Below are 22,914 nucleotides of genomic sequence, written 5' to 3' on the forward strand. Positions count from 1 at the left end.
GGTGGAGAGGGGGCGGAGAGGGGGCGGAGGGGAGCGTGCGAGGGAACGGCGGTGATCTTGTGGCGGGACGGCGGTGATCTCGCGGGACCTCGCCCACGGCCGTCGGGCACCGCCCATACGCCGTACGCCGAACTCACCGTCGGCGCACCGGTGTTGTACGGATGCGGTGCGGCAGCGCTGCCAACTGCCGTGCCGCACGGCCCCGTACGCGTCCGGCAGGGCCCGTACGCGGCTTGACGGCACCCGGCCCGCGGGAGCCGGAAATCAGCGCTCCCCCGCGGGGGCCGCCGTACCCTTGCGACATGTCGACCCATGCGAAACGTGAACGTCTCATCCTCGCGGACCTGTTGGAGAGCAGCGGCCCCGAGGCCCCGACCCTGTGCGAGGGCTGGAAGGCCCGCGACCTCGCCGCGCACGTGGTGGTGCGCGAGCGCCGCGCGGACGCGGCCGGCGGGATACTGCTGAAGCAGCTCGCGCCCCGTCTCGAGCGTGTGCAGGGCGAGTTCACGGCGAAGCCGTACGAGGAGCTGATCCAGCTCATCCGTACCGGCCCGCCGCGCATGTCCCCGTACGCGCTCAAGCAGATCGACGAGGCCGCCAACACCGTCGAGTTCTACATCCACGCCGAGGACCTGCGCCGCGCCGCGCCCGACTGGACGCCGCGCGAGCTGGACTCCGTCTTCCAGGACGCGCTGTGGAAGCGGCTGGAGAAGATGGCCCGCGTCTTCGGCCGCAAGTCGCCGGTGGGGCTGGTGCTGCGCCGCCCCGACGGCCAGACCGCCGTCGCCCGCAAGGGCGCCCCGGTCGTGACGGTCACGGGCGAGCCGGGCGAACTCACCCTGTACGTCTCCGGGCGCCAGCGTGTGGCGCGCGTCGAGGAGGACGGCGAGAAGGAGGCGGTGGCGCGGGCGCACGACGCGGAGCTGGGCCTCTGACGCGCTCACGCAGGACGAGGGACGACGGCCGGCTCCGTACGGGCCGGGACCCGGGACCGGGGGCCGGGACCCGTACGGAGCCGGCGCCGTGCCGTGCCGTGCCGCTCAGAGTGCCGCCGTACCGATGAGCCCTTCCCGTGTGACCAGTTCCGCGAGCTGCTCCTCGGTCAAGTCGCCCGTGCCGGCGGGCCGTCGGGGCAGCACCATGTAGCGGCTCTCGGCGCTGGAGTCCCAGACCGTGATCTCCTGCCCGTCCGGCAGCTCCAGCCCGAACTCGGCGAGCACCGCCCGCGGTTCACGTACCACCCGCGAGCGGTACGCCTCGCTCTTGTACCAGGACGGCGACGGGCCCAGCAGCGCCACCGGATAGCACGAACACAGCGTGCAGACCAGCACGTTGTGGTGCCCGGCGGTGTTCGCGACGACCTTCAGGCGCTGCTCCTGCAAGCCGCCCGCCATGGACAGCCCGACCTCCGGCAGCGCGGCGTTCGCGTCCGCGAGCAGCCGTTCGCGGAACCCCGCGTCGCTCCATGCGCGGGCGACGACGCGGGCGCCGTTCAGCGGGGACGCGCCCTCCAGAACCGCCGTGAGGACGGCGTCCAACTCGCCGTCGGTCACGAGCCCTTCGCCGATGAGCCGCTCCTCCAGGCGCCGCACCCGCGCGGCCACCGCACTGCTCGTGTGCTCCCCGCTCATGAGACGGCCTCCTTCTTCCGCCCGTACGGCCCAGGGCCGTCCCCGGTGCCCTCCGGGCGCTCCAGGTACGACTGCCACAGGTCCAGCGTCACGTCGTGCTCCCCCTCGCCCCACAGATCGCGGGCGGCGAAGACGACGGTGTAGACGGGCTCGACGCGCGGCTCGGCACGGCGCCGCGCGACGTCGTCGGCGAGCGGCCAGCTCCCGGTGACGGCGAGGACCCGTCCCGTACGGCCCCGCGCATACGCCGGCAGCCGTGTGTGCCGGTCGGGGTCGACGGCCCGGGTGCGTACCCGGTCACCGGGCGCGAACCGTACGGCCACGGGCTCACTCATCGCCGCCCCGCTCCGCGTCGCCGCGCTCCGCGGTGAGCACCTCGATGGCGTGCAGCCAGCGCTCGTAGTACGAAGCCGCCAAGTACGCCTGCGGAGGCATGCGTTCGATGGCGTCCCGGAACTCGTCCAGCGTGTAGACGCCGCGCCGCACGAGGGCGATGTTCAGCGCGTACACGCGTGCCTCCCAGTCGGCGTGGAAGACCGGCTCGTCCTCCTCCACCACGACGGGCCCGAACCCCGTCTGCCCACCGACGTCGTTCACCCTGCTCATGCGCCGCAGCTTAGGCCCGTACGCCGTCGCTTGGAAGCCGCCGGGGCGCCGCGCCCGCCGCAGGCCGTCCGCCTCAGCGGACCGCCGCCCCCGCCGCGCGCAGTGCCGACTTGACCTCGCCGATGCGGAGGTCGCCGAAGTGGAAGACCGAGGCGGCGAGGACCGCGTCCGCGCCCGCGTGGACCGCCGCGGGGAAGTGGTCCGGGCGGCCCGCGCCGCCCGAGGCGATCACGGGGACGGAGACGTGTCTGCGTACGGCCTCGATCATCTCGGTGTCGTAGCCGTCGCGGGTGCCGTCCGCGTCCATCGAGTTCAGCAGGATCTCGCCCGCGCCCAACTCCGCGGCGCGCCGGGCCCATTCGACCGCGTCGACGCCGGTGCCGCGCCGACCGCCGTGCGTGGTGACCTCGAAGCCGGACGGTGTCGCCGTGCCGGAGGCGTCCGCCGTGCCGTCGTCCGCGACGCGGCGCCTGGCGTCCACCGAGAGCACCAGCACCTGGCTGCCGAAGCGTTCGGCGATCTCCCGGATCAGTTCGGGGCGGGCGACCGCGGCGGTGTTCACGCCGACCTTGTCGGCGCCCGCGCGCAGCAGCCGGTCCACGTCGTCGCCGCTGCGTACGCCGCCGCCCACCGTCAGCGGGATGAAGACCTGCTCGGCGGTGCGGCGCACCACGTCGTACGTCGTCTCACGGTCGGAGGAGGAGGCGGTGATGTCGAGGAAGGTCAACTCGTCGGCGCCCTCCGCGTCGTAGACCTTGGCCATCTCGACGGGGTCGCCCGCGTCCCGCAGATTGGTGAAGTTCACGCCCTTGACGACCCGGCCGGCGTCCACGTCCAGGCAGGGGATCACTCGTACGGCCACGGACATGGTGCTGAACTCCTTGCGAGGGGCGGTGCGTTGAGGCGAAGGCAGAGTCGTAGGAAGTCGGGGCTAGGCGGGGCTAGGCGGGGTCGCCGCGGAAGGCCTCCAGTTCGACCTGTACCAGGACCCGGGAGTCGACGAAGCCGGAGACGATCACCACCGTGGCGGCGGGAGCGACTTCGCCGAAGATCTCGCGGTGGGCGCGGGCCGCGTCGTCCACGTCCCGCGCATGGGTGAGGTACATCCGCGTACGGATCGCCGACGCGGCGCCGAGGCCGAAGGGCTCCAGCGCGTCCAGCGCCCTGCCGAAGGCGGCCTTCGTCTGCTCGTACGGTGAGCCCTCCCCCAGCAGCTTCCCGTCCGCGAGCGGCAGCGTGCCCGCCACAAGCACACGGTCGCCGGCGGCGACGGCGCGCGCGAAGCCGATGGTCTCCTCCCATGTGCTGCCGGAGCGTTCGCGCTCCACGTCCAGATCCGGCCGTTCGGACGGGCTCATGACGACACGGCCTCCAAAGCCTCTTCCAGTGTGAACGCCCCTGCGTAGAGGGCCTTCCCCACGATGGCGCCCTCGACGCCCTCGGGTACCAGCGTGGCGATCGCGCGCAGATCGTCAAGCGAGGAGACTCCGCCGGAGGCGACGACGGGACGGTCCGTCACCGCGCAGACGCCGCGCAGCAGTTCGAGGTTGGGGCCCTTGAGGGTGCCGTCCTTGTTGATGTCCGTGACGACGTAGCGGGCGCAGCCCTCGGAGTCGAGCCGGGCGAGCGTCTCGTACAGGTCGCCGCCGTCGCGCGTCCAGCCGCGTCCGCGCAGCGTCCTGCCCCGTACGTCCAGTCCGACCGCGATCTTGTCGCCGTGCTCGGCGATCACCTTGGCGACCCACTCGGGGGTCTCCAGCGCGGCGGTGCCCAGGTTGACGCGGCAGCAGCCGGTGGCGAGGGCGGCGGCGAGGGTGTCGTCGTCGCGGATGCCGCCGGACAGCTCGACGTCGATGTCCATCGCGCGGGCCACCTCGGCGATGCGGGCACGGTTGTCGCCGGTGCCGAAGGCCGCGTCGAGGTCTACGAGGTGCAGCCAACGGGCGCCCGCGCGCTGCCAGTTGAGGGCGGCCTGCAGCGGGTCGCCGTAGGCGGTCTCGGAGCCGGACTCGCCGTGGACGAGGCGTACGGCCTGACCGTCGCGCACGTCGACGGCGGGGAGCAGTTCCAGCGCGGGCGCTGAGGAGGACGAGGGCACGGACACTCCCGGCGGGTGTGAGGGGCTGAACGGTGTGCTCGGAGCGGTACGGCGGAGCGGCAGAACGGACGGCGGGACGGACGGCGGGTCAGAGCGACGCGACCCAGTTGGCGAGCAGCCGCGCCCCGCAGTCCCCCGACTTCTCGGGATGGAACTGCGTCGCCCACAGCGGCCCGTTCTCGACGGCGGCGACGAACGGAGCGCCATGCTCCGCCCAGCTCACCAGGGGAGGGGGCATCGCCGGGTTGGTGACGGTGAGTTCCCAGTCGTGCACCGCGTAGGAGTGGACGAAGTAGTAGCGGTCGTCGGGCGCGAGGCCCTCGAAGAGGCGTGAGCCCTCGGCGGGCGTGACCGTGTTCCAGCCCATGTGGGGCACGGCGTGGTCGGCGTCCGCCTTCAACGGGCCCACGGTGCCCGGCCATTCGCCCATGCCCTCGGCCTCGACGCCGTGCTCGACGCCGCGTGCGAAGAGGATCTGCATGCCGACGCAGATGCCCAGCACGGGACGTCCGCCCGCGAGGCGCCGCTCGATGATCCAGTCGCCGCGAGCCGAACGCAGGCCCTCCATGCAGGCGGCGAAGGCGCCGACGCCGGGCACCAGCAGGCCGTCCGCGGACATCGCCGCCTCGTAGTCACGGGTGATCTCGACGTCCGCGCCCGCGCGCAGCAGGGCGCGCTCGGCCGACCGTACGTTGCCGAAGCCGTAGTCGAAGACGACGGTCTTCTTGCGCGCGGCCTCGCCCGGCTCGGCGGTGCGCTCGGCGGTGCGCTCCGCGGTCACGTCCACACCTCCAGCCGCAGGATCCCGGCGAGCAGCGCCAGCGCCGCACCGGCGCCCAGCACGGCGATCACGCTCTTGGGCAGCTTCTGCTTCCAGAACGAGATCGCCCCGCCGAGCAGGAAGAGCCCGACGAAGATCAGCAGAGCCGACAGGCCGGTCACAGCGCGCCCTTCGTCGAGGGGATGCCGCTCTGCCGCGGGTCGATCTCGCTGGCGTAACGCAGCGCGCGGGCAAGGGCCTTGAACTGGCACTCGACGATGTGGTGCGCGTTGCGCCCGTACGGCACGTGGACGTGCAGCGCGACCTGTGCCTGTGCCACGAAGGACTCCAGGATGTGCCGCGTCATCGTCGTGTCGTACTCGCCGATCATCGGGGCCATGCCCTCGGGTTCGCTGTGCACCAGGTACGGGCGGCCCGAGAGGTCGACGGTCACCTGCGCCAGCGACTCGTCCAGCGGCACGGATGCGTTGGCGAACCGCACGATGCCGCGCTTGTCGCCGAGCGCCTGCTTGAAGGCGGCGCCGAGCGCGATCGAGGTGTCCTCGATCGTGTGGTGGCTGTCGATGTGCAGATCGCCCTCGGTCTTGACCGACAGGTCGAACAGGCCGTGGCGGCCGAGCTGGTCGAGCATGTGGTCGTAGAAGCCGACGCCGGTGGCGACGTCGGCCTTGCCGGTGCCGTCGAGGTTGATCTCGACGAGCACCGAGGTCTCCTTCGTGGTGCGCTCGACGCGGCCCACGCGAGCCAGAGTCATCGGGGGTTCTCCTTCGTCACTGCACGTACCGCGTCGAGGAACGCGTCGTTCTCCTCGGGCGTGCCCGCGGTCACCCGCAGCCGGCCCGGCACTCCGTTGTCCCGTACGAGCACGCCGTGCTCCAGCAGGGCCTGCCAGGTCGCATGCGCGTCCTCGAACCGGCCGAACTGCACGAAGTTCGCGTCGGACTCCGTCACTTCGCAGCCGATGGCGCGCAACTCCCGCACCAGCCGGTCGCGTTCGCCCTTGAGCCGCTCGACGTAGCCGAGCAGCGTGCCGGTGTGTTCGAGGGCTGCCAGCGCCGTGGCCTGGGTGACCGCCGAGAGGTGGTAGGGCAGCCGTACGAGCTGCACCGCGTCCACGACGGCCGGGTCCGCGGCCAGATACCCCAGGCGCAGACCCGCCGCCCCGAACGCCTTGGACATGGTACGGGTGACCACCAGGTTGGGGCGGCCCTCGATCAGCGGCAGCAGCGAGGGGCGGTGCGAGAACTCGCCGTACGCCTCGTCCACGACCACCATCGACGGCCGTGCCGCCTGCGCCGCCTCGTACAGGGCCACGACCGTCTCGCGGTCGACGGCCGTGCCCGTGGGGTTGTTCGGCGAGCAGACGAAGACGACCTCGGGCCGGTGCTCCGCTATGGCCTCCGCGGCGGCCCGGGTGTCGACGGTGAAGTCCTCGCGCCGCGGCCCGGAGAGCCAACCGGTGCCCGTGCCGCGGGAGATGAGGCCGTGCATCGAGTACGACGGCTCGAAGCCGATGGCCGTGCGGCCGGGACCGCCGAAGGTCTGGAGCAGTTGCTGGATGACCTCGTTCGAGCCGTTGGCCGCCCAGACCTGGGCCGGGGAGACCGAGAAGCCCGTCGTACGGGTCAGATAGCCGGCCAGGGCCTCGCGCAGCGCGAGCGCGTCCCGGTCCGGGTAGCGGTTGAGCGTGCGGGCGGCCTCGGTGACGCGCTCCGCGATGCGCCGGACCAGCTCCTCGGGCAGCGGATACGGGTTCTCGTTGGTGTTCAGCCGTACGGGCACGTCGAGTTGCGGGGCGCCGTACGGGGTCTTTCCGCGCAACTCGTCCCGGACGGGAAGCGATTCGATGCCGGTCACTTGCTCTGCGGCACCTTTCCCTCGAACCGTGCTTTCAGGGCCGTCCCGTGCGCCGGTAGGTCCTCGGCCTCGGCGAGCGTGACGACGTGGTGGGTGACCTCCGCGAGGGCGTCGCGGGAGTAGTCGACGACGTGGATGCCGCGCAGGAAGGACTGCACGGACAGGCCCGAGGAGTGGCAGGCGCAACCGCCCGTCGGCAGCACGTGGTTGGAGCCGGCGCAGTAGTCGCCGAGCGAGACCGGGGCGTACGGGCCGACGAAGACCGCGCCCGCGTTGCGCACCCGGGCCGCCCAGGCCGCGGCGTCGCGGGTCTGGATCTCCAGGTGCTCCGCGGCGTACGCGTCGACGACCGCGAGGCCGTCCTCCAGGGAGTCGACGAGGACGATGCCCGACTGCCGGCCGGCCAGCGCCTCGCTGATCCGCTCCCGGTGGCGGGCTGCGGCCACCTGCACCGTCAACTCGCCCTCGACGGCCTCCGCCAGCTCGGCGGACGGCGTGACGAGCACCGCTGCCGCGACCGTGTCGTGCTCGGCCTGGCTGACGAGGTCGGCGGCGACGTGCACCGGGTCGGCGCTGTCGTCCGCGAGAACGGCGATCTCGGTGGGCCCTGCCTCGGAGTCGATGCCGATGCGGCCCTTGAGCAGCCGCTTGGCGGCGGCGACGTAGATGTTGCCGGGCCCGGTCACGAGTTGGGCCGGCGGGCACTCGTCGGTGCCGTACGCGAACATCGCGACGGCCTGCGCGCCCCCGGCCGCGTACACCTCGTACACCCCGAGCAGCGCGCACGCGGCGAGCACCGTCGGGTGCGGCAGTCCGCCGTGCTCGGGCTGCGGCGGCGAGGTCACCGCGAGGGAGTCGACTCCGGCCTCCTGCGCGGGCACCACGTTCATCACGACCGAGGACGGATAGACGGCACGGCCGCCCGGTACGTACAGCCCGACCCGCTCGACCGGCACCCACCGCTCGGTGACGGTGCCGCCGGGGACGACGGTGACGGTGGAGTCGGTGCGCCGCTGGTCGCGGTGGACGGTGCGGGCGCGGCGGACGGCCTCCTCCAGGGCGGCCCGTACGTCCGGGTCCAGCTCCTCCAGGGCGCTGTCGAGGGCCTCCCGGGGGACGCGGACGCGCTCCAGCGTCACGCCGTCGAACCGCCGCGCGTAGTCGAGAAGCGCCGCGGTGCCGCGATGCCGTACGTCCTCGCAGATCGGCCGCACCTTCTCCAGGGCGGCCTCGACTCCGAGCTCGGCACGGGGCAGCAGATCACGGTGGGCACCGCCGTTAGCAGAGACGGCGGAACCCCGCAGGTCGATTCGGGAGATCACGGGTCCAGTCTCTCAGACGGCGTCCGGCCACCGGCCGCGCGTATCAGTGAGTGATACGCACCCCTGGAGACGAACGTCGCCTCTCGCGTTCATACAGTCACCCAGAGGGAAAGAAGCGGACGACGCATCAGGGGCGGCGGGCACGACCGGCCCGCCGCGCACCACGGCACAGCACACGACACAGCACAGGGCACGGCACACGGCACGGCAGAGGACGCCGCAGACAAGGGGGAAGAGGACCGGTGAGCGAGGCGCTGGATTCCAGGGAGCCGCCGACCTGGCTGACGAGAGCCGAGTGGGGCATGTGGCAGGCGTTCCTCAACGGCAGCGAGTACGACCTGCGCACCGGCGAACCGGAACTCGACGACCCCAACGGCGACCACGACTGGGGCGACGAGCGCACGGTGCGCGCCCGCGTCATCGCGCTGCTCCTGCTGCACGGCCCGCCGCCGCTGCTGGGACGCGTCGCGTCGCTGCACGTCTCGGGCGCGCGGATCACGGACGTGCTCGACCTCTCCGGCGGCATCATCGAGCCGTACTTCGAGCTGCGGCAGTGCCGCTTCGAGCGGGAGGTGCGGATGTCGGAGGCGCGGATGCACACCGCGCGCCTCGTCGACTGCTACATACCGCGCGTGGAGGCCGCCCGGCTGAGCACCGACGGCGATCTGCACCTGCCGCGCTGCTCGATCCCCGAGGGCATCAAGCTCACCGACGCCACCATCGGCACCGACCTGCTGCTGAACGAGGCGACCGTCGGCAGCGGCCGGCGCATCCGCGCGATAGCGGCCGACGGCATCACCGTCTCCCAGGAACTCCAGGCGAGCCTGCTGCTGACCGACGGCGAAGTGAGCCTGCGCGGCGCGACGGTGGGCAGTTCGCTGCACATGTTCGGCACGGTGCTGCGCAACACCAAGGGCCGATACGCCCTGCACGCACCGCAGATGACCGTCGAGCACGTGGCGAGCTTCGCCGACGCCAACAAGGGCCGCTCCTCGCAGCTCCAGGGCAGCACCACGCCCGCCTCCGGCACGCCGGTGCCCTTCACCCCCGAGGGCGGGGGCCGCTGGCGTACGAAGCACTTCGAGTGCACCGGCGGAGTGGTCCTGGACGACGGTCGGTTCGGCTCCTCGCTCGTCATAGAGAACGCCCGCTTCGAGCTCAAGCGGGACCAGGAGCTGTCCCTGCGCCGCATCTCGACACCCGAGTTGAACTTCACGCCGCGCGCACCGGAGCGCGGTCTGATCGTGCTCTCCGGCGCCACCGTGGAGAAACTCCTGGACAGGGTGGGCAGTTGGCCACGGGACCAGCGGCTGTGGATGGCGGGCTTCACCTATCAGCAGGCGATCCCCAAGGAGGGGCACTTCAACGTACGGGAGCGGCTGCGGTGGCTGTCGGCGGCGACGCCCGAGTATTCGCCGCTGCCGTACGAGCAGTTGGCGCTGATGTACCGCAACAGCGGTGAGGACACCAACGCCCGCGCGGTGCTCCTGGCCAAGCAGCGGCGCCGCCGCGAGACGCTCCCGCTGGTGGGCAAGGTCTGGGGCTACTTACAGGACTGGACGGTCGCCTACGGGTACCGCCCGGCGCAGGCCGCGCTGTGGATGGCGCTGCTGTGGGCGGTCAGCGCCGTGTACTTCGGGGCGAACCCGCCGGACCCGCTCAAGCACGGGGAGTCCCCGCACTGGAACGCCACGCTGTACTCGCTCGATCTGCTGCTGCCGGTCATCAGCCTGGGGCAGGACGACGCGTGGGATCCGGCGGGCGGTCCGCAGTGGGTCGCGGCGGGACTGATCCTGCTCGGCTGGATACTCGCGACGACGGTGGCCACGGGTGCGACGCGGCTGCTGCGGCGTCAGTGAGGGCGGCACGGAAGTCGGACAGCGGAAGGCGGGCGACGGAAGGCGGGCGACGGAGGGCGATGGTGAGCAGCGTCATGAGGAGGCGTCATCGGGCGGCGCCGGCGGGCCGGGCGTCCGCGTACGGCCGTGGACCGCGGTGCGGCGGCGCGCGGGAGCACGGTCCGCCGGACGTCACGGGCAGTCGTGATCGATCGGGCGCGCCCCGCGCGCCCCGAAGGCTTTAGGCTTACTCGTTGTGACAACCGCGCTTCCGCTCTTCCCCCTCAACTCGGTGCTGTTTCCCGGCCTGGTGCTGCCGTTGAACATCTTCGAGCAGCGTTACCGCGCGCTGATGCGGGACCTGCTGAAGATCCCCGAGGACACGCCTCGCCGCTTCGGCGTCGTCGCCATCCGGGACGGCCGCGAGGTCGCGCAGACCTTCACGGGCCTGCCGGAGAGCGCGCCGCCGCAGGGCGCGGAGCCCATGGCCGGGTTCGGGCCGGACCCGATGGCGTCGTTCTACTCGGTCGGCTGTGTCGCCGACGCCTCGACGATCCGCGAACGTACGGGCGCGGGCGGCGCCGCGGGCGGCGGTCCCGCCGCGTCCTCCGGAGGCGGCACCTCCGGCGGTACGGGAGCGGGCACCGACGACGCGTCCGTGGACGAGGACGAGGAGTCCGCGGACGGCCCGGGCTACGAGGTGCTGGCCACCGGCACGACCCGCTTCCGGCTGCACTCGGTGGACACCTCCGGGCCCTATCTCATGGGCGAGGTCGAGGAGTTGCCGGAGGAGGAGGGCGACGGCGCCGGGGCGCTGGCCTCGGGTGTGCTGCGTGCCTTCCGCGGCTATCAGAAGCGTCTCGCGAGCGCGCGGGAGCGCACGCTCGCCGCCGGCCAGGAGCTGCCTGACGACCCGTCGGTCGTCTCGTATCTGGTGGCCGCCGCGACGATCCTGGACACCCCGACCAAGCAGCGTCTGCTGCAGGCCCCGGACACCGCGACCCGCCTCGCGGACGAACTCAAGCTGCTGCGGCGCGAGACGGCGGTGATCGGGAAGCTGCCGTCGCTCCCGGCGGCGGAGCTGACCCGCGACCCGACCAGCCCGAACTGAGCCGGCGCCGGGCAGTGGCGAAGAAGAAGCAGGGCCGGCACAGGCAGCAGCAGGCGGCGACCCCGGCGACGCTCGCCGCCGGACGTGCGGGCGTCGCCTTCACCACGCACTCCTACGAGCACGACCCGTCCGCCGCCTCCTACGGCGCGGAGGCCGCCGAGGCGCTCGGCATCGAGCCCGAGCGGGTCTTCAAGACCCTCGTCGCCGAGGTCGACGGCACTCTGACCGTCGCGATCGTGCCGGTCTCCGCATCGCTCGATCTGAAGGCCCTCGCCTCCGCGGCCGGCGGCAAACGGGCGGTCATGGCCGACCCTGCGGCCGTCGAGCGGACCACGGGCTATGTGCTGGGCGGCGTCTCACCACTGGGACAGCGCAAGCGGCTGCCGACGGTGCTGGACGCCTCGGCCGCCGCGTACGAGACGGTCTGCGTCTCGGCGGGACGCCGCGGTCTCGAGATCGAGCTGGCACCCGGCGATCTGGCCGCCCTCACCGGCGCGGTAAGCGCGGCCGTCGCCCGCGGCTGACGTACGGGCCCGCCGTCTCCCGGCGGGCCCTCTCCGTCGCCGCCGTCTCACCAGTGGCGCGTGCCCCGGCCGTCCTCCGGCTGCGGCAGGGGTTCGGGATCGCGGTGCCCGAAGACGCCCATGAGCGCCAGATGTGTGAGGAGCGCGACGAACGGCCAGACCAGCAGCGCGCCCTTGGCCTGAAGCTTCAACGGCCCGTCGAACGGCTTGTTCTCGCCCGCGGCCTTCGCGGACGCGGCCAGGTCGCCGTTCGGACCGAGCCACACGCCCAGCCGCCACGCCAGTACGGATCCCACCAGCGCTCCCACCGCGACGCCCACGACGATGCCGACGCCGCCCCCGCGGCTGCGCAGGAACGCGAACAGGCCCACCACCAGACCGAAGGCGACCGCCAGCAGCACGAACGTGCCGTCGGCGCCGATCGCCTCCTCGCCCTCCGGGTCCTTGAGGAAGACGCCCCCGTCCACGCTGACGAGCGGCACCCGCGGCGCCAGCCACAGCCACAGCAGCCCGAGGCCCGCCCCGAGGACGAGCACGCCCAGCGCCCACAGCGCACCGGTACGGATCTCGTGGCGCACGCTCGTCCGCTCGTCGAGGGCCTCCAGGGCGTCCGGGTCGGGCGGGCTCTGGTACGCGCCGTTGTGCGCGCCGTACTCCCCGCCCTCGTGGCGTTCGTACTCGTGCCGCTCGTACTCGTGCCGTTCGTACTGGGGCCCGTAGCCGGAACCGTGCTGCTGTCCGTACGGGCCGTTGTGCTCCTGCGCCCCGTACCCGCCCCGGTGTCCGTACGGGCCGTACGGCTGCTGCCCCTCGCCGGCTGCGCCCCCGTAAGGACGGCCGGAGTGCTCGCCTCCCCCGGGGTCGCCGGGGCGGTGCGCGCCGGGCTGTCCGCCGCCGTGCCGGCCGCCGTGGCCGTGGTACGGGCGGGAGGAGCGGCGCGAGTGGTCGGGGTCCGGTGAGGAAGGCGTTGGTGCGGTCACGCAGGCCATCGTGCCAGTCCCGGGCGTCAGTTCGGGCCCGGGGCGGCAGATGCGCCGGGACCGGTGCCGGCGTGCGGACGCCCGTACCTGCTCAGCGCACCGCCGCGCGCCGGTACGCCCACGTCGCCAGGGCCAGCGACACCACGCCGACGACGGCGCAGACGCCCAGGTCCAGCGCCGCGTGGCCCCAGTCGGGACGCGTCTCGAAGGCACGGGCCAGCGCCTCCACGCCGTACGTCGAGGGCAGCAGATCCCGCAGCAGACCCACCGGCTGCGGCAGCCGCCCGCCCGGGAGGACGCCCAGCAGCAGCGCGGCAGACATGCCCAACTGGCCGCAGAGCGTGGCGATCTCCGGCTTGGGGGCGAGCAGTCCGAGCGCCGCGCCGAGCCCCGCGAGGGCGGCGCCGGCGAGCGGCACGACTGCGACGAGCACCCACAGGCCGCTCAGCGGAAGCTGGTAGAGGACGCCGCCGGCGACGGCGGTGACGACGACGCCGGGCACCGTGAACGAGGCGTACGCACCGGCCGCGCCCAGCACCACGGCGGCCGCCGGCACCGGGAGCGTCGCGTAGTGGTCGAGGCCGCCGCCCGCGCGCAACTGTCCGAAGTACTGGGCGAGCAGGTTCAGCGCGACGAACGCCACGATCAGCACCGCCGAACCGGCGACCACGGCACGCGACTCGGCGCCGCCGTCGACGACGCCGCGCATCAGCACCATGATCCCCAGCGACTGGAACGTCGCGACGAAGAGCAGCGGGATGCGGGCGACCCGGGCGCGCGAGAGCTGGGCGCGGTAGACGGCGGACAGGGACGGCCACAGGCGTGCGCGGGGCGCGAGAGGCACGGGTGCCTGCGCGTCCTCGGCGCCGTCGGGTGCTGCTGCGGCAGCGGTGACCCCGGCGGTGCCGGTGACGGTGGCGGCGGCGGTCCCGCTGGCGGCGGAGTCCGTGACGTCCGTGTGTGCCGCCCGGTCCGCGCGCTCCCGCTCCCGTTCCCGTGCCTGCGCCCGTGCGTGCGCGATTCCCGTGCTCACGCCTTCACCAGCCCCTCTCCGCTGCCGCCCAGCGCGAGATACACGTCCTCGAGGCTGGGCGTGGCCAGCGAGAAGTCGTCGAGGGCGGCGAAGGCACGCCCCGTGGTGACGGCGTCGACCGCCGCACGCGCCGCGTCCGGCGACAGCCGCAGCGTCCAGCGCCGCCCGGAGACCGTGGCACGCGCGGCGAGTTCGGCGACCCGTGGCTCGTCGAGGGGCGCGCGGTCGCGCCAGACGAGTTCGAGCCGTACGTCGCCGCCGACCATCGCCTTCAGTCCCCCCGGGGTGTCGCAGGCGATGACCCGCCCGCGGTCGAGGACGGCGACCCGGTCGAGGGCCGTCTCCGCCTCCAGCACGTTGTGCGTCACCAGCACCACCGTCGTGCCGCGTTCGGCACGTCTGCGTTCGATCGCCGACCACACCGCACGCCGGGCGACCGGGTCCATGCCGGTCGTCGGCTCGTCCAGTACGAGCAGCGGACGCTCACCGACCAGTGCCGACGCGACGCAGGCCAGCCGCCGCTGTCCGCCCGAGAGCTTCTTCAGCGCACGCCCGGCGAGTCCGGTCAGGCCCAGCTCCGCGAGGACGTCGTCGCTCTCGCGCCGTGCCGCCGCCGCGTCCAGTCCGCGCAGCCGTCCGGTGGTCTCCGCCGCGAGGGAGACGGTCAGCTCGTCGAGCGCGCCGGACTCCTGGCCGAGGTAGGCGAGGATCCGCGCGGCACGTTCGGGATGCCGGACCACGTCGTGTCCCAGGACGTCGACAGTGCCGGAGTCGGGCCGCATCAGTCCGGTGAGCTGTCTGACGACGGTGGACTTCCCGGCTCCGTTGGGGCCCAGCAGCCCGAAGACCTCGCCCTGCCGGACCGTGAGGGTGACCCCGTCGCAGGCCCGTACGGCCGCCGTGCCCGTGGGGCCCGCAGCGCCCCGGACGCCCCGGCTTCCGCTGCCGTTTCCGCTTGCGTGCGCGTCCGGACGCCGGGCCTCCGGCAGCAGGTTCAGGGGGAACGGTCGGCGTCCGCGTCCGCTCACGGGATATGTCTTGACGAGACCGGCGATACGCACGGCGGCCCGTGGCGGCGTCTGCACGCTCTCCGCCGTCTGCTGCCGAGTGCCGGTTCCCACGAGCGACGAGCCTACGCTGCACCGTCGGCGCACTGTCCGGAAGGGTCGCCGCGGACGGGCTCCGGGGCGGGACGGGGACGAGACGACGAACGGGGAGGCGGGACGGTACGCGGCTACTGCCCGGCGGCGGGGGCGTCCTCGTCGGACGGGCTCTGCCCGGCGACCGGGGCGTCGACCTCGCGCCAGAAGCCCGCGCGGATCGCATAGCGGTCGTGCTCGTCGATCTGGTCGTCCTTGTGCGCCAGCAGCCCGAACCGGGCGGCGTAGCGCAGCAGTTCCCCGTCGATGCGGTGCGGGATACGCGGGTACTCACGGGCCAGCGTCTGCACCTGTCCGGGCGGAGTGAGCCGTTCCAGCCAGCGCCGGGCGAAGACCTGGCCGACCTCGAAGGGGTCGCCGCTGACCGCGGTGATGTCCTCCTCGCGGTCGGCCCAGCGCTGCTCGNTGTCCTCCTCGCGGTCGGCCCAGCGCTGCTCGGCCGTCGTGAGCTGCGCCAGCATCGGCAGCGCGGCCACCTCCGGGGACTCCCCCGGCGTACCGCGCTCGACCCAGCCCCGCTCGGAGGACCAGCGCAGCGTGGTGCCGGACGGTGTGCCCTGGCCGGGCTGCGGCGGCGCGGGACGGCCGAGTCCGGCGAGGTCCTTGGGGGTCGGTACGGCGCCTCCGGTGCCTCTGCCCGCGTCCTCGCTCTCCTCCTCGGCGGTCTCGTCCTGCGGGGGCGCCGGAGCGCTCGCGTCCGCGGCGGTGCCCGCGGGGGCGGTCTCCGGTGACGGGGCCGCCACGTCGGAGGCCGGTGCGGCCGCCGCCGGGGCGGGCGCCACCGGTCCGCTGCCGTTCTTCGACGACTCGGGCAGCGGCGCCGAGAGGATCGCGGCGATCTCGGGCCGCGGGGCGGACTGCGGAGGGTAGGCGCCGGAGGGTTCGGTGGCCCGTACGGCCTCGGTGATCCAGCTCCGGTTCAGCACGCGGCGCTCGTCGGCCTCCGCGACGAGGTCCTCGGACTGGTTGTAGTCGCCGTCGGCGGCCTGCACGGCCCACAGATGCACGGCGACGCCGTGTTCCTTCGCGGACATCAGTCCGGGCAGCAGATCCCCGTCGCCGGTGACGAGCACGATGTCGGAGCAGGCGCGGTTGCGGGCCAGTTCGGTGAGTTCGGCGTGCATCGCCGCGTCGACGCCCTTCTGCGCCCAGCGGCCGTCGCTCCGGGTCAGCGCTCCGAGCCGTACGGTCACGCGCGGCATCACCCGCAGCCTGCGGTGCTCGGGCTGCGGCACCCGGTCGGGGGCACCGTCGAACCAGTAGATCCGCAGCAGATCACGGCCGGTGTCGGCCTCGGCACGCTCGCGCAGTCCGCGGATGAGGGCCGCGTGGTCCACGCTGATCTGGGAGCGCATCGGCTCGCCCGCCAAGAGACTCGCGGCCGCGCCCAACAGATATCCGGCATCCACCAGAACGACGCAGCGGTCCACGGTCCACCCACTCTCGGTCACCGACCCCGGCCCGGGCCTCGGTCGTCTTTCGCCTTCGAGTCTGCCCGACCGTACAGGGCCCACCGTCCGTGCACGGGCATCGGCGCGGCGGCACACATGAGGTGGACCCGCAACACGGCGAAGAACCGTCTTACTCACGGTGATTGTCCGACATGCGCGCTTCATACCCCCGTGCCAGGCTGAATTCGGCCCAAAGTTCAACGGTCACCAGGAGGCGATCATGGCCAAGGGCAGGAATCAGGAACGCAGTCGGAAGAAAGCCGGAAGCGACGAGCGCGACCAAGGCGGCAACGAAAGCGGCCCGTCGGAGGGCGGCACCTCGCGTCCGTCGTCGGGCAGGAGCGTCAGCCCCGCCGATGTCGCTCGCAGACACCAGCGGCGCTTCGGGCACAACTGACCCTGCCTGGCGCAGCGGTCGACAGCAATCCCTTTGATCACCTGTGCCCTTGGGCACTGCACGTCGGCGCTTATGAGCAGAGGGCGGCCCCAGCCCCGGGGCCGCCCTCTCTTCTGCGCTCGCGCCGTTCTGCTCTGTTCTCGCTTTGCGCCGGTCTGTTTGCGCCGGCCGTCTCAGCCGCCGCTGTCCGTACGGCAGTTGGGCACGGCCGTACGGGACGGGACGCGCCGCCCGCCTCGGTCAGCCCGCCATGCAGGACGGGCCGAGCAGCTCCTTCAGGTCGCCGAAGAGCGCCGGGTCGGGCGTGACCCGGTGCCGGTCGAGCCGCAGGACCGTGGTCTTGCGCGCGCCCTGGAGGCGTACGCGTACCTCGCTCGAACCCCGGTGGTGGGTGAGGACTTCGCCGAGCTTCTCCACCAGCGGCGGCGTGATCTTCACCGTCGGGATCGTGATCGTCACGGGCGCGGCGACGGACGCCTCGCTGAGGTCCGGGATCATCAGCTCCATCGCGACGAGACGCGGCACGTCTTCGCGCTTGTCGAGGCGGCCCTTGACGAACACGATGGCGTCCTCGACGAGTTGGGTGGAGACGAGCTGGTACGTCGCCGGGAAGAACATGCAGTCGATGGAGCCGGCCAGATCCTCGACGGTGGCGATCGCCCAGGCGTTGCCCTGTTTGGTCATCTTCCGCTGGAGGCCGGAGATGATGCCGCCGATGGTGACGATCGCCCCGTCGGAGTGCTCGCCGCCGGTGAGCTGGGCGATGGCGGCGTCCGCCTTCTCGTTCAGTACGTGTTCCAGGCCGAAGAGCGGGTGGTCCGAGACGTAGAGGCCGAGCATCTCCCGCTCCTGGGCGAGGAGATACGTCTTCTCCCACTCCTCCTCGGAGAACGTCACATCGAGGCCGAAGCCCGGTGAGTCCTCGCCGTCGGCCCCGCCCAGGTCGCCGAAGAGGTCGAACTGCCCCTCGGCCTCCTTGCGTTTGACCTGCACCACGTTGTCGATCATCGGCTCGAACTGGGCGGTGAGGCCCTTGCGCGTGTGCCCCATCTCGTCGAACGCGCCGGCCTTGATGAGCGATTCGACCGTCCGCTTGTTGCAGACGACGGCCTCGACCTTGTCGAGGAAGTCCGGGAAGGAGGTGTACCTCCCCTTCGCCTTGCGGCACTTGACGATGGAGTCCACGACGTTCTGCCCGACGTTGCGGACGGCCGTCAGACCGAACACGATGGTGGAGTCGTCCCGCGAGGTGAAGTTCGCCTCGGACTCGTTGACGTCCGGCGGGAGGACCCTGATGCCCATCTTTCGGCACTCGTTGAGATAGACCGCCGACTTGTCCTTGTCGTCGCGCACCGAGGTGAGCAGCGCGGACATGTACTCGGCGGGGTAGTTGGCCTTGAGGTAGGCCGTCCAGTACGTGACGAGGCCGTACGCGGAGGAGTGCGCCTTGTTGAAGGCGTAGCCGGCGAAGGGCACCAGCACGTCCCAGACGGCCTGGATGGCATCGTCCGAGTAGCCGTTGTCGCGCATGCCCTTCTGGAAGTTCACGAACTCCTTGTCGAGAACCTCCTTCTTCTTCTTGCCCATCGCGCGGCGCAGCAGGTCGGCCTGGCCGAGCGAGTAGCCCGCGAGCACCTGGGCGGCCTTCTGCACCTGCTCCTGATAGACGATCAGGCCGTGGGTGATGTCGAGAACCTCTTTGAGGGGCTCCTCCAGCTCCGGGTGGATCGGGGTGATGTCCTGCTGGCCGTTCTTGCGCAGGGCGTAGTTGATGTGGCTGTTCATGCCCATCGGGCCGGGCCGGTACAGGGCCGAGACGGCGGAGATGTCCTCGAAGTTGTCGGGCTTCATCATGCGCAGCAGGGAGCGCATGGGACCGCCGTCGAACTGGAAGACGCCCAACGTGTCGCCGCGGCAGAGCAGTTCGAAGGTCTTCTGGTCGTCCAGCGGCAGATCGAGCAGCTTGAGGTCGATGTCCTTGTTCTTGCGGATCATCTTGACCGCGTCGTCCATGATCGTGAGGTTGCGCAGGCCGAGGAAGTCCATCTTCAGCAGGCCCAGCGCCTCGCAGCTCGGGTAGTCCCACTGCGTGACGACGACGCCGTCGTTCTTCGGCGAGAACACCGGCACATGGTCGATCAGCTTCTCGCTGGACATGATCACGCCCGCGGCGTGCACGCCCATCTGCCGCACCAGGCCCTCGATGCCGCGTGCGGCGTCGATCACCTTCGTCACGTCCGGCTCGTTCTCGTACATCGCACGGATCTCGCCCGCCTCGCTGTAGCGCGGGTGGTCCTTGTCGGTGATGCCGGCGAGCGGGATGCCCTTGCCCAGGACGTCGGCGGGCATCGCCTTGGTGATCCGGTCGCCCATCGCGTACGGGTAACCCAGCACGCGGGCCGAGTCCTTGATGGCGTTCTTGGCCTTGATCGTGCCGTACGTGCCGATCATGGCGACCTTGTCGGCGCCGTACTTCTCGGTGACGTACCGGATGACGTCGCCGCGCCTGCGCTCGTCGAAGTCGATGTCGACGTCGGGCATGGTGACGCGCTCGGGGTTGAGGAACCGCTCGAAGATCAGTCCGTGGGTGAGGGGATCGAGGTCCGTGATGCCCATGGCGTACGAGACGATCGAACCGGCGGCCGAGCCGCGGCCGGGGCCGACCGCGATGCCGTTGTCCTTGGCCCAGTTGATGAAGTCGGCGACGACGAGGAAGTATCCGGGGAAGCCCATCGAGATGATGACGTCCATCTCGTACTCGACGAGCTCCTGGCGGTCCTGTGGGACGCCGCCCGGGTAGCGCACGGCCATGCCCCGCTTGACCTCCTCCTTGAACCAGGAGACCTCGTCGTACCCCTCGGGCACGTCGAAGCGCGGCATGAGGTTCTTCGTCTCGAACATGCCGGTGGTGTCGACGCGTTCGGCGATCAGGAGCTGTGTGTTGCGGCAGCCCTGCTGCCAGACGTCCGAGGAGTCGATGGCGTACATCTCCTCGGCGGACTTGATGTAGTAGCCGGCGCCGTCGAAGCTGAAGCGGTCCGGGTCGGAGAGGTTGCTCCCGGTCTGGATGCACAGCAGGGTGTCGTGGGCCGTGGACTCGTGCTCGTAGGTGTAGTGCGAGTCGTTGGTGACGACGAACGGGGCGTCGATCCGCTTCGCGACCTCCTCCAGGCCGTCGCGCGCCCGCTTGTCGATGTCGATGCCGTGGTCCATCAGCTCGACGAAGAAGTTCTCCTTGCCGAAGATGTCCTGGAACTCCCCGGCGGCCTGGACGGCCTCCTCGAACTGGCCCAGGCGGATCTTGGTGCTCACCTCGCCGGACGGGCAGCCCGTGGTGGCCATCATGCCCTTCGCGTACTCGGCGAGCAGTTCGCGGTCCATGCGGGGCTTGCGGAAGAAGCCCTCCAGACCGGCGCGGGACTGGGCCCGGTAGAGGTTGTGCAGGCCCTCCTTGTCGCGGGCCCACATCGTCATGTGCGTGTACGCGCCGTTACCGGAGACGTCGTCGCGCTTCTGGTGCGGGGTGCCCCACTTGACGGGGCGCATGTTGCGGCGGTGGTCCGGGGCGACGTACGCCTCGATGCCCATGATCGGGGTGATGCCCGCGGACTGGGCCTGGTGGAAGAAGTCGTAGGCACCGTGCAGGTTGCCGTGGTCCGTCATCGCGATGTGCGACATGCCCATCTGGTCGCACGCCTTGAACATGTCCTTCAGCCGCGCGGCGCCGTCCAGCAGCGAGTACTGAGTGTGCACGTGAAGATGTGTGAACGGCTTGTCTGTCACGGCGTGGGACACCTCCGGAGCACGGCTTTTGCTGGATCGGATTCGGAGTCTACGACCCGCCACCGACATCCGCGGCGGGCGGCCGCCCGGGTCCAACTCCCGTACGGCGCCGCGGCGTCGGGAGAGCGCGGAGAAGGCACGGAGAAGACGCGGAGAAGGCACGGCGAGCGGGCGGCGGCGCGGCGGGGACCGTACGCGGGCGGCGTTGCGAGGACGCGGAACGCGGCAGTGAGGTACGAAGGGGCGCGGCAGCGTGCAGCGGGGCGTGCGAGAAGATTCCGCTGCACTCCCCGACATCGGTACGCCGAGCATCGGTACACCCGAGCATCAGTACGCCGAGCCCCGAACGGCGACGAACCCGGAAGGCGGTCCCTCATGGCAACGCAGCAGACCGGAGAGGCGGCGGAGGCCCGCGCCGAACGGATACTGGAGGTCTTCGCGGAGGCCTTCGGAGAGCTGCTGGCCGCCGATCCGGCCGCCTTCCGGGTCAAGTTCCGCAAGATGGCCGCCTCCGCGTTCGCCTTCTACCGGGGCACCGCCTGCCTCTTCTACGCCGACGCCGCCGAGGACGACGGACCCGGCGGCGAGTCCGTGCGGAAGGGCCCGTTCCTGGACGAGCGCACCGGCCGGGTCTGGATCCACGGCGATCTGCACGCCGAGAACTTCGGCACGTACATGGACGCCAACGGCCGCCTCGTCTTCAACGTCAACGACTTCGACGAGGCGTTCGTGGGCCCGTTCACCTGGGACGTGAAGCGCTTCGCCGCCTCCGTCGCGCTGCTCGGCTACGGCAAGGCCCTCAGCGACGAGCAGATCAGCGGACTGGTGCGGACGTACGCGGGCGCCTACCGCGAGCGCATCCGCGCCCTCGCCGGCGGCGGGGAGCAGAGCGGCGACGGCACGCCTCCCGCGCTCACCCTCGACACCGCGCACGGCCCGGTCCTCGCGGCGCTGCGCTCGGCGCGCACCAACACCCGCTTCGGGCTGCTGGAGACGATGACCGAGATCCGCGACTGGGAGCGCCGGTTCGCGCCCGGCGGCGGCGCCGTCGCACTGGAGGAGGACGTGCGCTCCGAGGTGCTGGAGGCCTTCGACGCGTACATCGCCACGCTGCCCGGGGCTACCCGCTTCCGCTCCGACGCCTACCGCGTCAAGGACGTCGTCGGACGCCGCGGCGTCGGCATCGGCAGCGCGGGCCTGCCGTCGTACAACATCCTTCTCGAAGGGCACAGCGACGCCCTTGAGAACGACCTCGTGATCTATATGAAGCAGGCGCAGACGCCCGCCGTCTCCCGCCACATCACCGACCCCGCCATCCACGGCTACTTCCGGCACGAGGGCCACCGCACCGTCATCTCGCAGCGCGCGCTCCAGGCGCACGCCGACCCGTGGCTGGGCTGGACCGAACTGCGCGGCGCCGGGCAGCTCGTGGCCGAGGTCTCGCCGTACGCCCTGGACCTGGACTGGTCGGATCTGGACGACCTCGACGACATCACCCGGGTCGTCGGCGACCTCGGCCGGGCCACCGCCACGATGCACGCCGCCGCGGACGACGAGAGCGGGCACTCCCTGGTGCCGTTCTCCACCGAGCGCGCCATCGACGAGGCCATAGGCGAGGACGAGGAGGGCTTCGCGCAGATGCTCACCGACTTCGCGCACGACTACGGGACGCGGACGCGGCACGACCACCAGATCTTCGTCGACCTGTTCCGCAACGGGCGGATCCCGGGCCTTCAGGACTGAGGGACCCGTAGGACCTGAAGCAGCCGGTGGAGCTGTTGGAACCGAAGGAGCTGTCAGGGAGGACGGCGGGCCGGGCGGGCCCCGAAGGGTGCCGCCCGGCGGCGGTCGCCCTTGATCCGCCGGGCACATTTAGAGACCCCTTACGCCTCCTCGTGGCACACTTCCCGGCGATGGACATGGATGCGGCAGGCATACGGACGGTGCGCGCGGTGATCTTCACCGTGCTGTGCGTCACGCTGTCCGCGGGCTCCCACGTCCTGCTCTCCGGGGTGCCGCTCCCCGTCGGCCCGCTGCTCGCCGTCACCGCCGTGATCTTCCTGCTGGCCTTCGCGCTGGCCGACCGCGAACGCGGCTTCGGCCGCATCGCCGCCGTGCTGATCCCGCTCGAACTGCTCGCCGACACCGTCTTCACCACCGGCCAGCACACCTGTTACGGACAGACGGGCGGCCCGGTCACCGGACCGCTGCGCACCGTCGGCGTCGACCTGCTGTGCGGCGGCAGCGGAGTCGGCTCGGCACTGGCCCACCTCGGACCGCGCGGCGCCTCGCCGGGCGCCGAGGGGCTGCGGCACGGGGCGCTCGCCGACCCCGGTGCCCTC

Annotated in this window: 22 protein-coding genes and 1 pseudogene; 7 read left to right on the forward strand and 16 right to left on the reverse strand. The window is 71.9% G+C overall.

Annotated elements, in window-relative coordinates:
- The first annotated feature begins 302 nt into the window (after positions 1–302).
- Complete coding sequence (locus AN218_RS02170; protein WP_070014755.1) at positions 303–935, forward strand: TIGR03085 family metal-binding protein; 633 nt, start codon at positions 303–305, stop codon at positions 933–935.
- 105 nt (positions 936–1,040) lie between these two features.
- On the opposite strand, the gene AN218_RS02175 is transcribed toward AN218_RS02170, so the two are convergent.
- From AN218_RS02175 to hisD, 11 genes are all read right to left on the reverse strand, one after another.
- Positions 1,041–1,631, reverse strand: coding sequence for a nitrile hydratase subunit alpha (locus AN218_RS02175; protein WP_070014757.1), 591 nt, complete (start codon positions 1,629–1,631; stop codon positions 1,041–1,043).
- Positions 1,628–1,966, reverse strand: coding sequence for an SH3-like domain-containing protein (locus tag AN218_RS38860; protein ID WP_070014758.1), 339 nt, complete (start codon positions 1,964–1,966; stop codon positions 1,628–1,630). Before AN218_RS38860 ends, AN218_RS02175 begins: the two co-directional genes overlap by 4 nt.
- Complete coding sequence (locus AN218_RS38865) at positions 1,959–2,237, reverse strand: SH3-like domain-containing protein (RefSeq protein ID WP_070014760.1); 279 nt, start codon at positions 2,235–2,237, stop codon at positions 1,959–1,961. The genes AN218_RS38860 and AN218_RS38865 overlap by 8 nt, the downstream gene beginning before the upstream one ends.
- Positions 2,238–2,310: 73 nt before the next feature.
- A complete protein-coding gene (gene hisF, locus AN218_RS02190; protein ID WP_070014762.1) occupies positions 2,311–3,105 on the reverse strand; it encodes an imidazole glycerol phosphate synthase subunit HisF in 795 nt (264 codons plus the stop codon).
- Positions 3,106–3,178: 73 nt separating this feature from the next.
- Positions 3,179–3,595 carry a Rid family hydrolase gene (locus AN218_RS02195; RefSeq protein ID WP_070014764.1) on the reverse strand — a complete coding sequence of 139 codons (417 nt, stop codon included), beginning with the start codon at positions 3,593–3,595 and terminating at the stop codon, positions 3,179–3,181.
- Positions 3,592–4,335: a bifunctional 1-(5-phosphoribosyl)-5-((5-phosphoribosylamino)methylideneamino)imidazole-4-carboxamide isomerase/phosphoribosylanthranilate isomerase PriA gene (gene priA / locus AN218_RS02200; protein WP_070014766.1), complete on the reverse strand. Its 744-nt coding sequence runs from the start codon at positions 4,333–4,335 to the stop codon at positions 3,592–3,594. The genes AN218_RS02195 and priA overlap by 4 nt, the downstream gene beginning before the upstream one ends.
- 88 nt (positions 4,336–4,423) lie before the next feature.
- The gene (hisH, locus tag AN218_RS02205; RefSeq protein WP_070014783.1) at positions 4,424–5,116 is read right to left on the reverse strand and encodes an imidazole glycerol phosphate synthase subunit HisH; all 693 of its coding nucleotides are present in this window, start codon (positions 5,114–5,116) and stop codon (positions 4,424–4,426) included.
- The gene (locus AN218_RS36355; RefSeq protein WP_171908569.1) at positions 5,113–5,277 is read right to left on the reverse strand and encodes a hypothetical protein; all 165 of its coding nucleotides are present in this window, start codon (positions 5,275–5,277) and stop codon (positions 5,113–5,115) included. Before AN218_RS36355 ends, hisH begins: the two co-directional genes overlap by 4 nt.
- Positions 5,274–5,864, reverse strand: a complete 591-nt coding sequence (gene hisB, locus AN218_RS02210) for an imidazoleglycerol-phosphate dehydratase HisB (RefSeq protein ID WP_070014785.1) — start codon at positions 5,862–5,864, stop codon at positions 5,274–5,276. Before hisB ends, AN218_RS36355 begins: the two co-directional genes overlap by 4 nt.
- Before the next feature lie 2 nt (positions 5,865–5,866).
- Positions 5,867–6,973 carry a histidinol-phosphate transaminase gene (locus AN218_RS02215; protein WP_070014768.1) on the reverse strand — a complete coding sequence of 369 codons (1,107 nt, stop codon included), beginning with the start codon at positions 6,971–6,973 and terminating at the stop codon, positions 5,867–5,869.
- Positions 6,970–8,295: a histidinol dehydrogenase gene (gene hisD, locus AN218_RS02220; protein ID WP_070014770.1), complete on the reverse strand. Its 1,326-nt coding sequence runs from the start codon at positions 8,293–8,295 to the stop codon at positions 6,970–6,972. Before hisD ends, AN218_RS02215 begins: the two co-directional genes overlap by 4 nt.
- Positions 8,296–8,537: 242 nt before the next feature.
- Between hisD and AN218_RS02225 the strand changes: the two genes are divergently transcribed.
- The 3 genes from AN218_RS02225 to ybaK all read left to right on the forward strand — a co-directional run bounded on the left by AN218_RS02225 (position 8,538) and on the right by ybaK (position 11,768).
- Positions 8,538–10,154 carry an oxidoreductase gene (locus AN218_RS02225; RefSeq protein WP_070014772.1) on the forward strand — a complete coding sequence of 539 codons (1,617 nt, stop codon included), beginning with the start codon at positions 8,538–8,540 and terminating at the stop codon, positions 10,152–10,154.
- Positions 10,155–10,389: 235 nt separating this feature from the next.
- Positions 10,390–11,244 carry an LON peptidase substrate-binding domain-containing protein gene (locus AN218_RS02230; protein ID WP_070014774.1) on the forward strand — a complete coding sequence of 285 codons (855 nt, stop codon included), beginning with the start codon at positions 10,390–10,392 and terminating at the stop codon, positions 11,242–11,244.
- 14 nt (positions 11,245–11,258) lie between these two features.
- The gene (ybaK, locus tag AN218_RS02235; protein WP_070014776.1) at positions 11,259–11,768 is read left to right on the forward strand and encodes a Cys-tRNA(Pro) deacylase; all 510 of its coding nucleotides are present in this window, start codon (positions 11,259–11,261) and stop codon (positions 11,766–11,768) included.
- A 47-nt stretch (positions 11,769–11,815) separates the two neighbouring features.
- Here the strand turns inward: ybaK and AN218_RS37765 are convergent, their stop codons facing one another.
- The 4 genes from AN218_RS37765 to AN218_RS02255 all read right to left on the reverse strand — a co-directional run bounded on the left by AN218_RS37765 (position 11,816) and on the right by AN218_RS02255 (position 16,371).
- Entirely contained in the window at positions 11,816–12,748 is a 933-nt protein-coding gene (locus tag AN218_RS37765; RefSeq protein WP_244900203.1) for a hypothetical protein, read from the reverse strand.
- 91 nt (positions 12,749–12,839) lie between these two features.
- The gene (locus tag AN218_RS02245; RefSeq protein ID WP_079131734.1) at positions 12,840–13,592 is read right to left on the reverse strand and encodes an ABC transporter permease; all 753 of its coding nucleotides are present in this window, start codon (positions 13,590–13,592) and stop codon (positions 12,840–12,842) included.
- A gap of 185 nt (positions 13,593–13,777) precedes the next feature.
- The gene (locus AN218_RS02250) at positions 13,778–14,836 is read right to left on the reverse strand and encodes an ABC transporter ATP-binding protein (RefSeq protein WP_420855927.1); all 1,059 of its coding nucleotides are present in this window, start codon (positions 14,834–14,836) and stop codon (positions 13,778–13,780) included.
- Positions 14,837–15,015: 179 nt separating this feature from the next.
- Positions 15,016–16,371 carry an NYN domain-containing protein gene (locus AN218_RS02255; protein ID WP_070014780.1) on the reverse strand — a complete coding sequence of 452 codons (1,356 nt, stop codon included), beginning with the start codon at positions 16,369–16,371 and terminating at the stop codon, positions 15,016–15,018.
- Between the two features lie 241 nt (positions 16,372–16,612).
- Between AN218_RS02255 and AN218_RS36360 the strand changes: the two genes are divergently transcribed.
- On the forward strand, positions 16,613–16,789 hold the full coding sequence (locus AN218_RS36360) for a hypothetical protein (protein WP_171908570.1): 177 nt from the start codon (positions 16,613–16,615) through the stop codon (positions 16,787–16,789).
- Between the two features lie 240 nt (positions 16,790–17,029).
- On the opposite strand, the gene dnaE is transcribed toward AN218_RS36360, so the two are convergent.
- Complete coding sequence (gene dnaE / locus AN218_RS02260; RefSeq protein ID WP_070014790.1) at positions 17,030–20,572, reverse strand: DNA polymerase III subunit alpha; 3,543 nt, start codon at positions 20,570–20,572, stop codon at positions 17,030–17,032.
- Positions 20,573–20,947: 375 nt separating this feature from the next.
- On the opposite strand from dnaE, the gene AN218_RS02265 reads away from it, so the two are divergent.
- Both AN218_RS02265 and AN218_RS02270 read left to right on the forward strand, forming a co-directional pair.
- Positions 20,948–22,315: a DUF2252 domain-containing protein gene (locus AN218_RS02265; RefSeq protein WP_070014781.1), complete on the forward strand. Its 1,368-nt coding sequence runs from the start codon at positions 20,948–20,950 to the stop codon at positions 22,313–22,315.
- 170 nt (positions 22,316–22,485) lie between these two features.
- Positions 22,486–22,914, forward strand: a pseudogene (locus AN218_RS02270) (hypothetical protein); the annotation flags it as partial.

Origin of the sequence: Streptomyces nanshensis (assembly GCF_001751255.1) — a bacterium.
Classification (GTDB): domain Bacteria; phylum Actinomycetota; class Actinomycetes; order Streptomycetales; family Streptomycetaceae; genus Streptomyces; species Streptomyces nanshensis_A.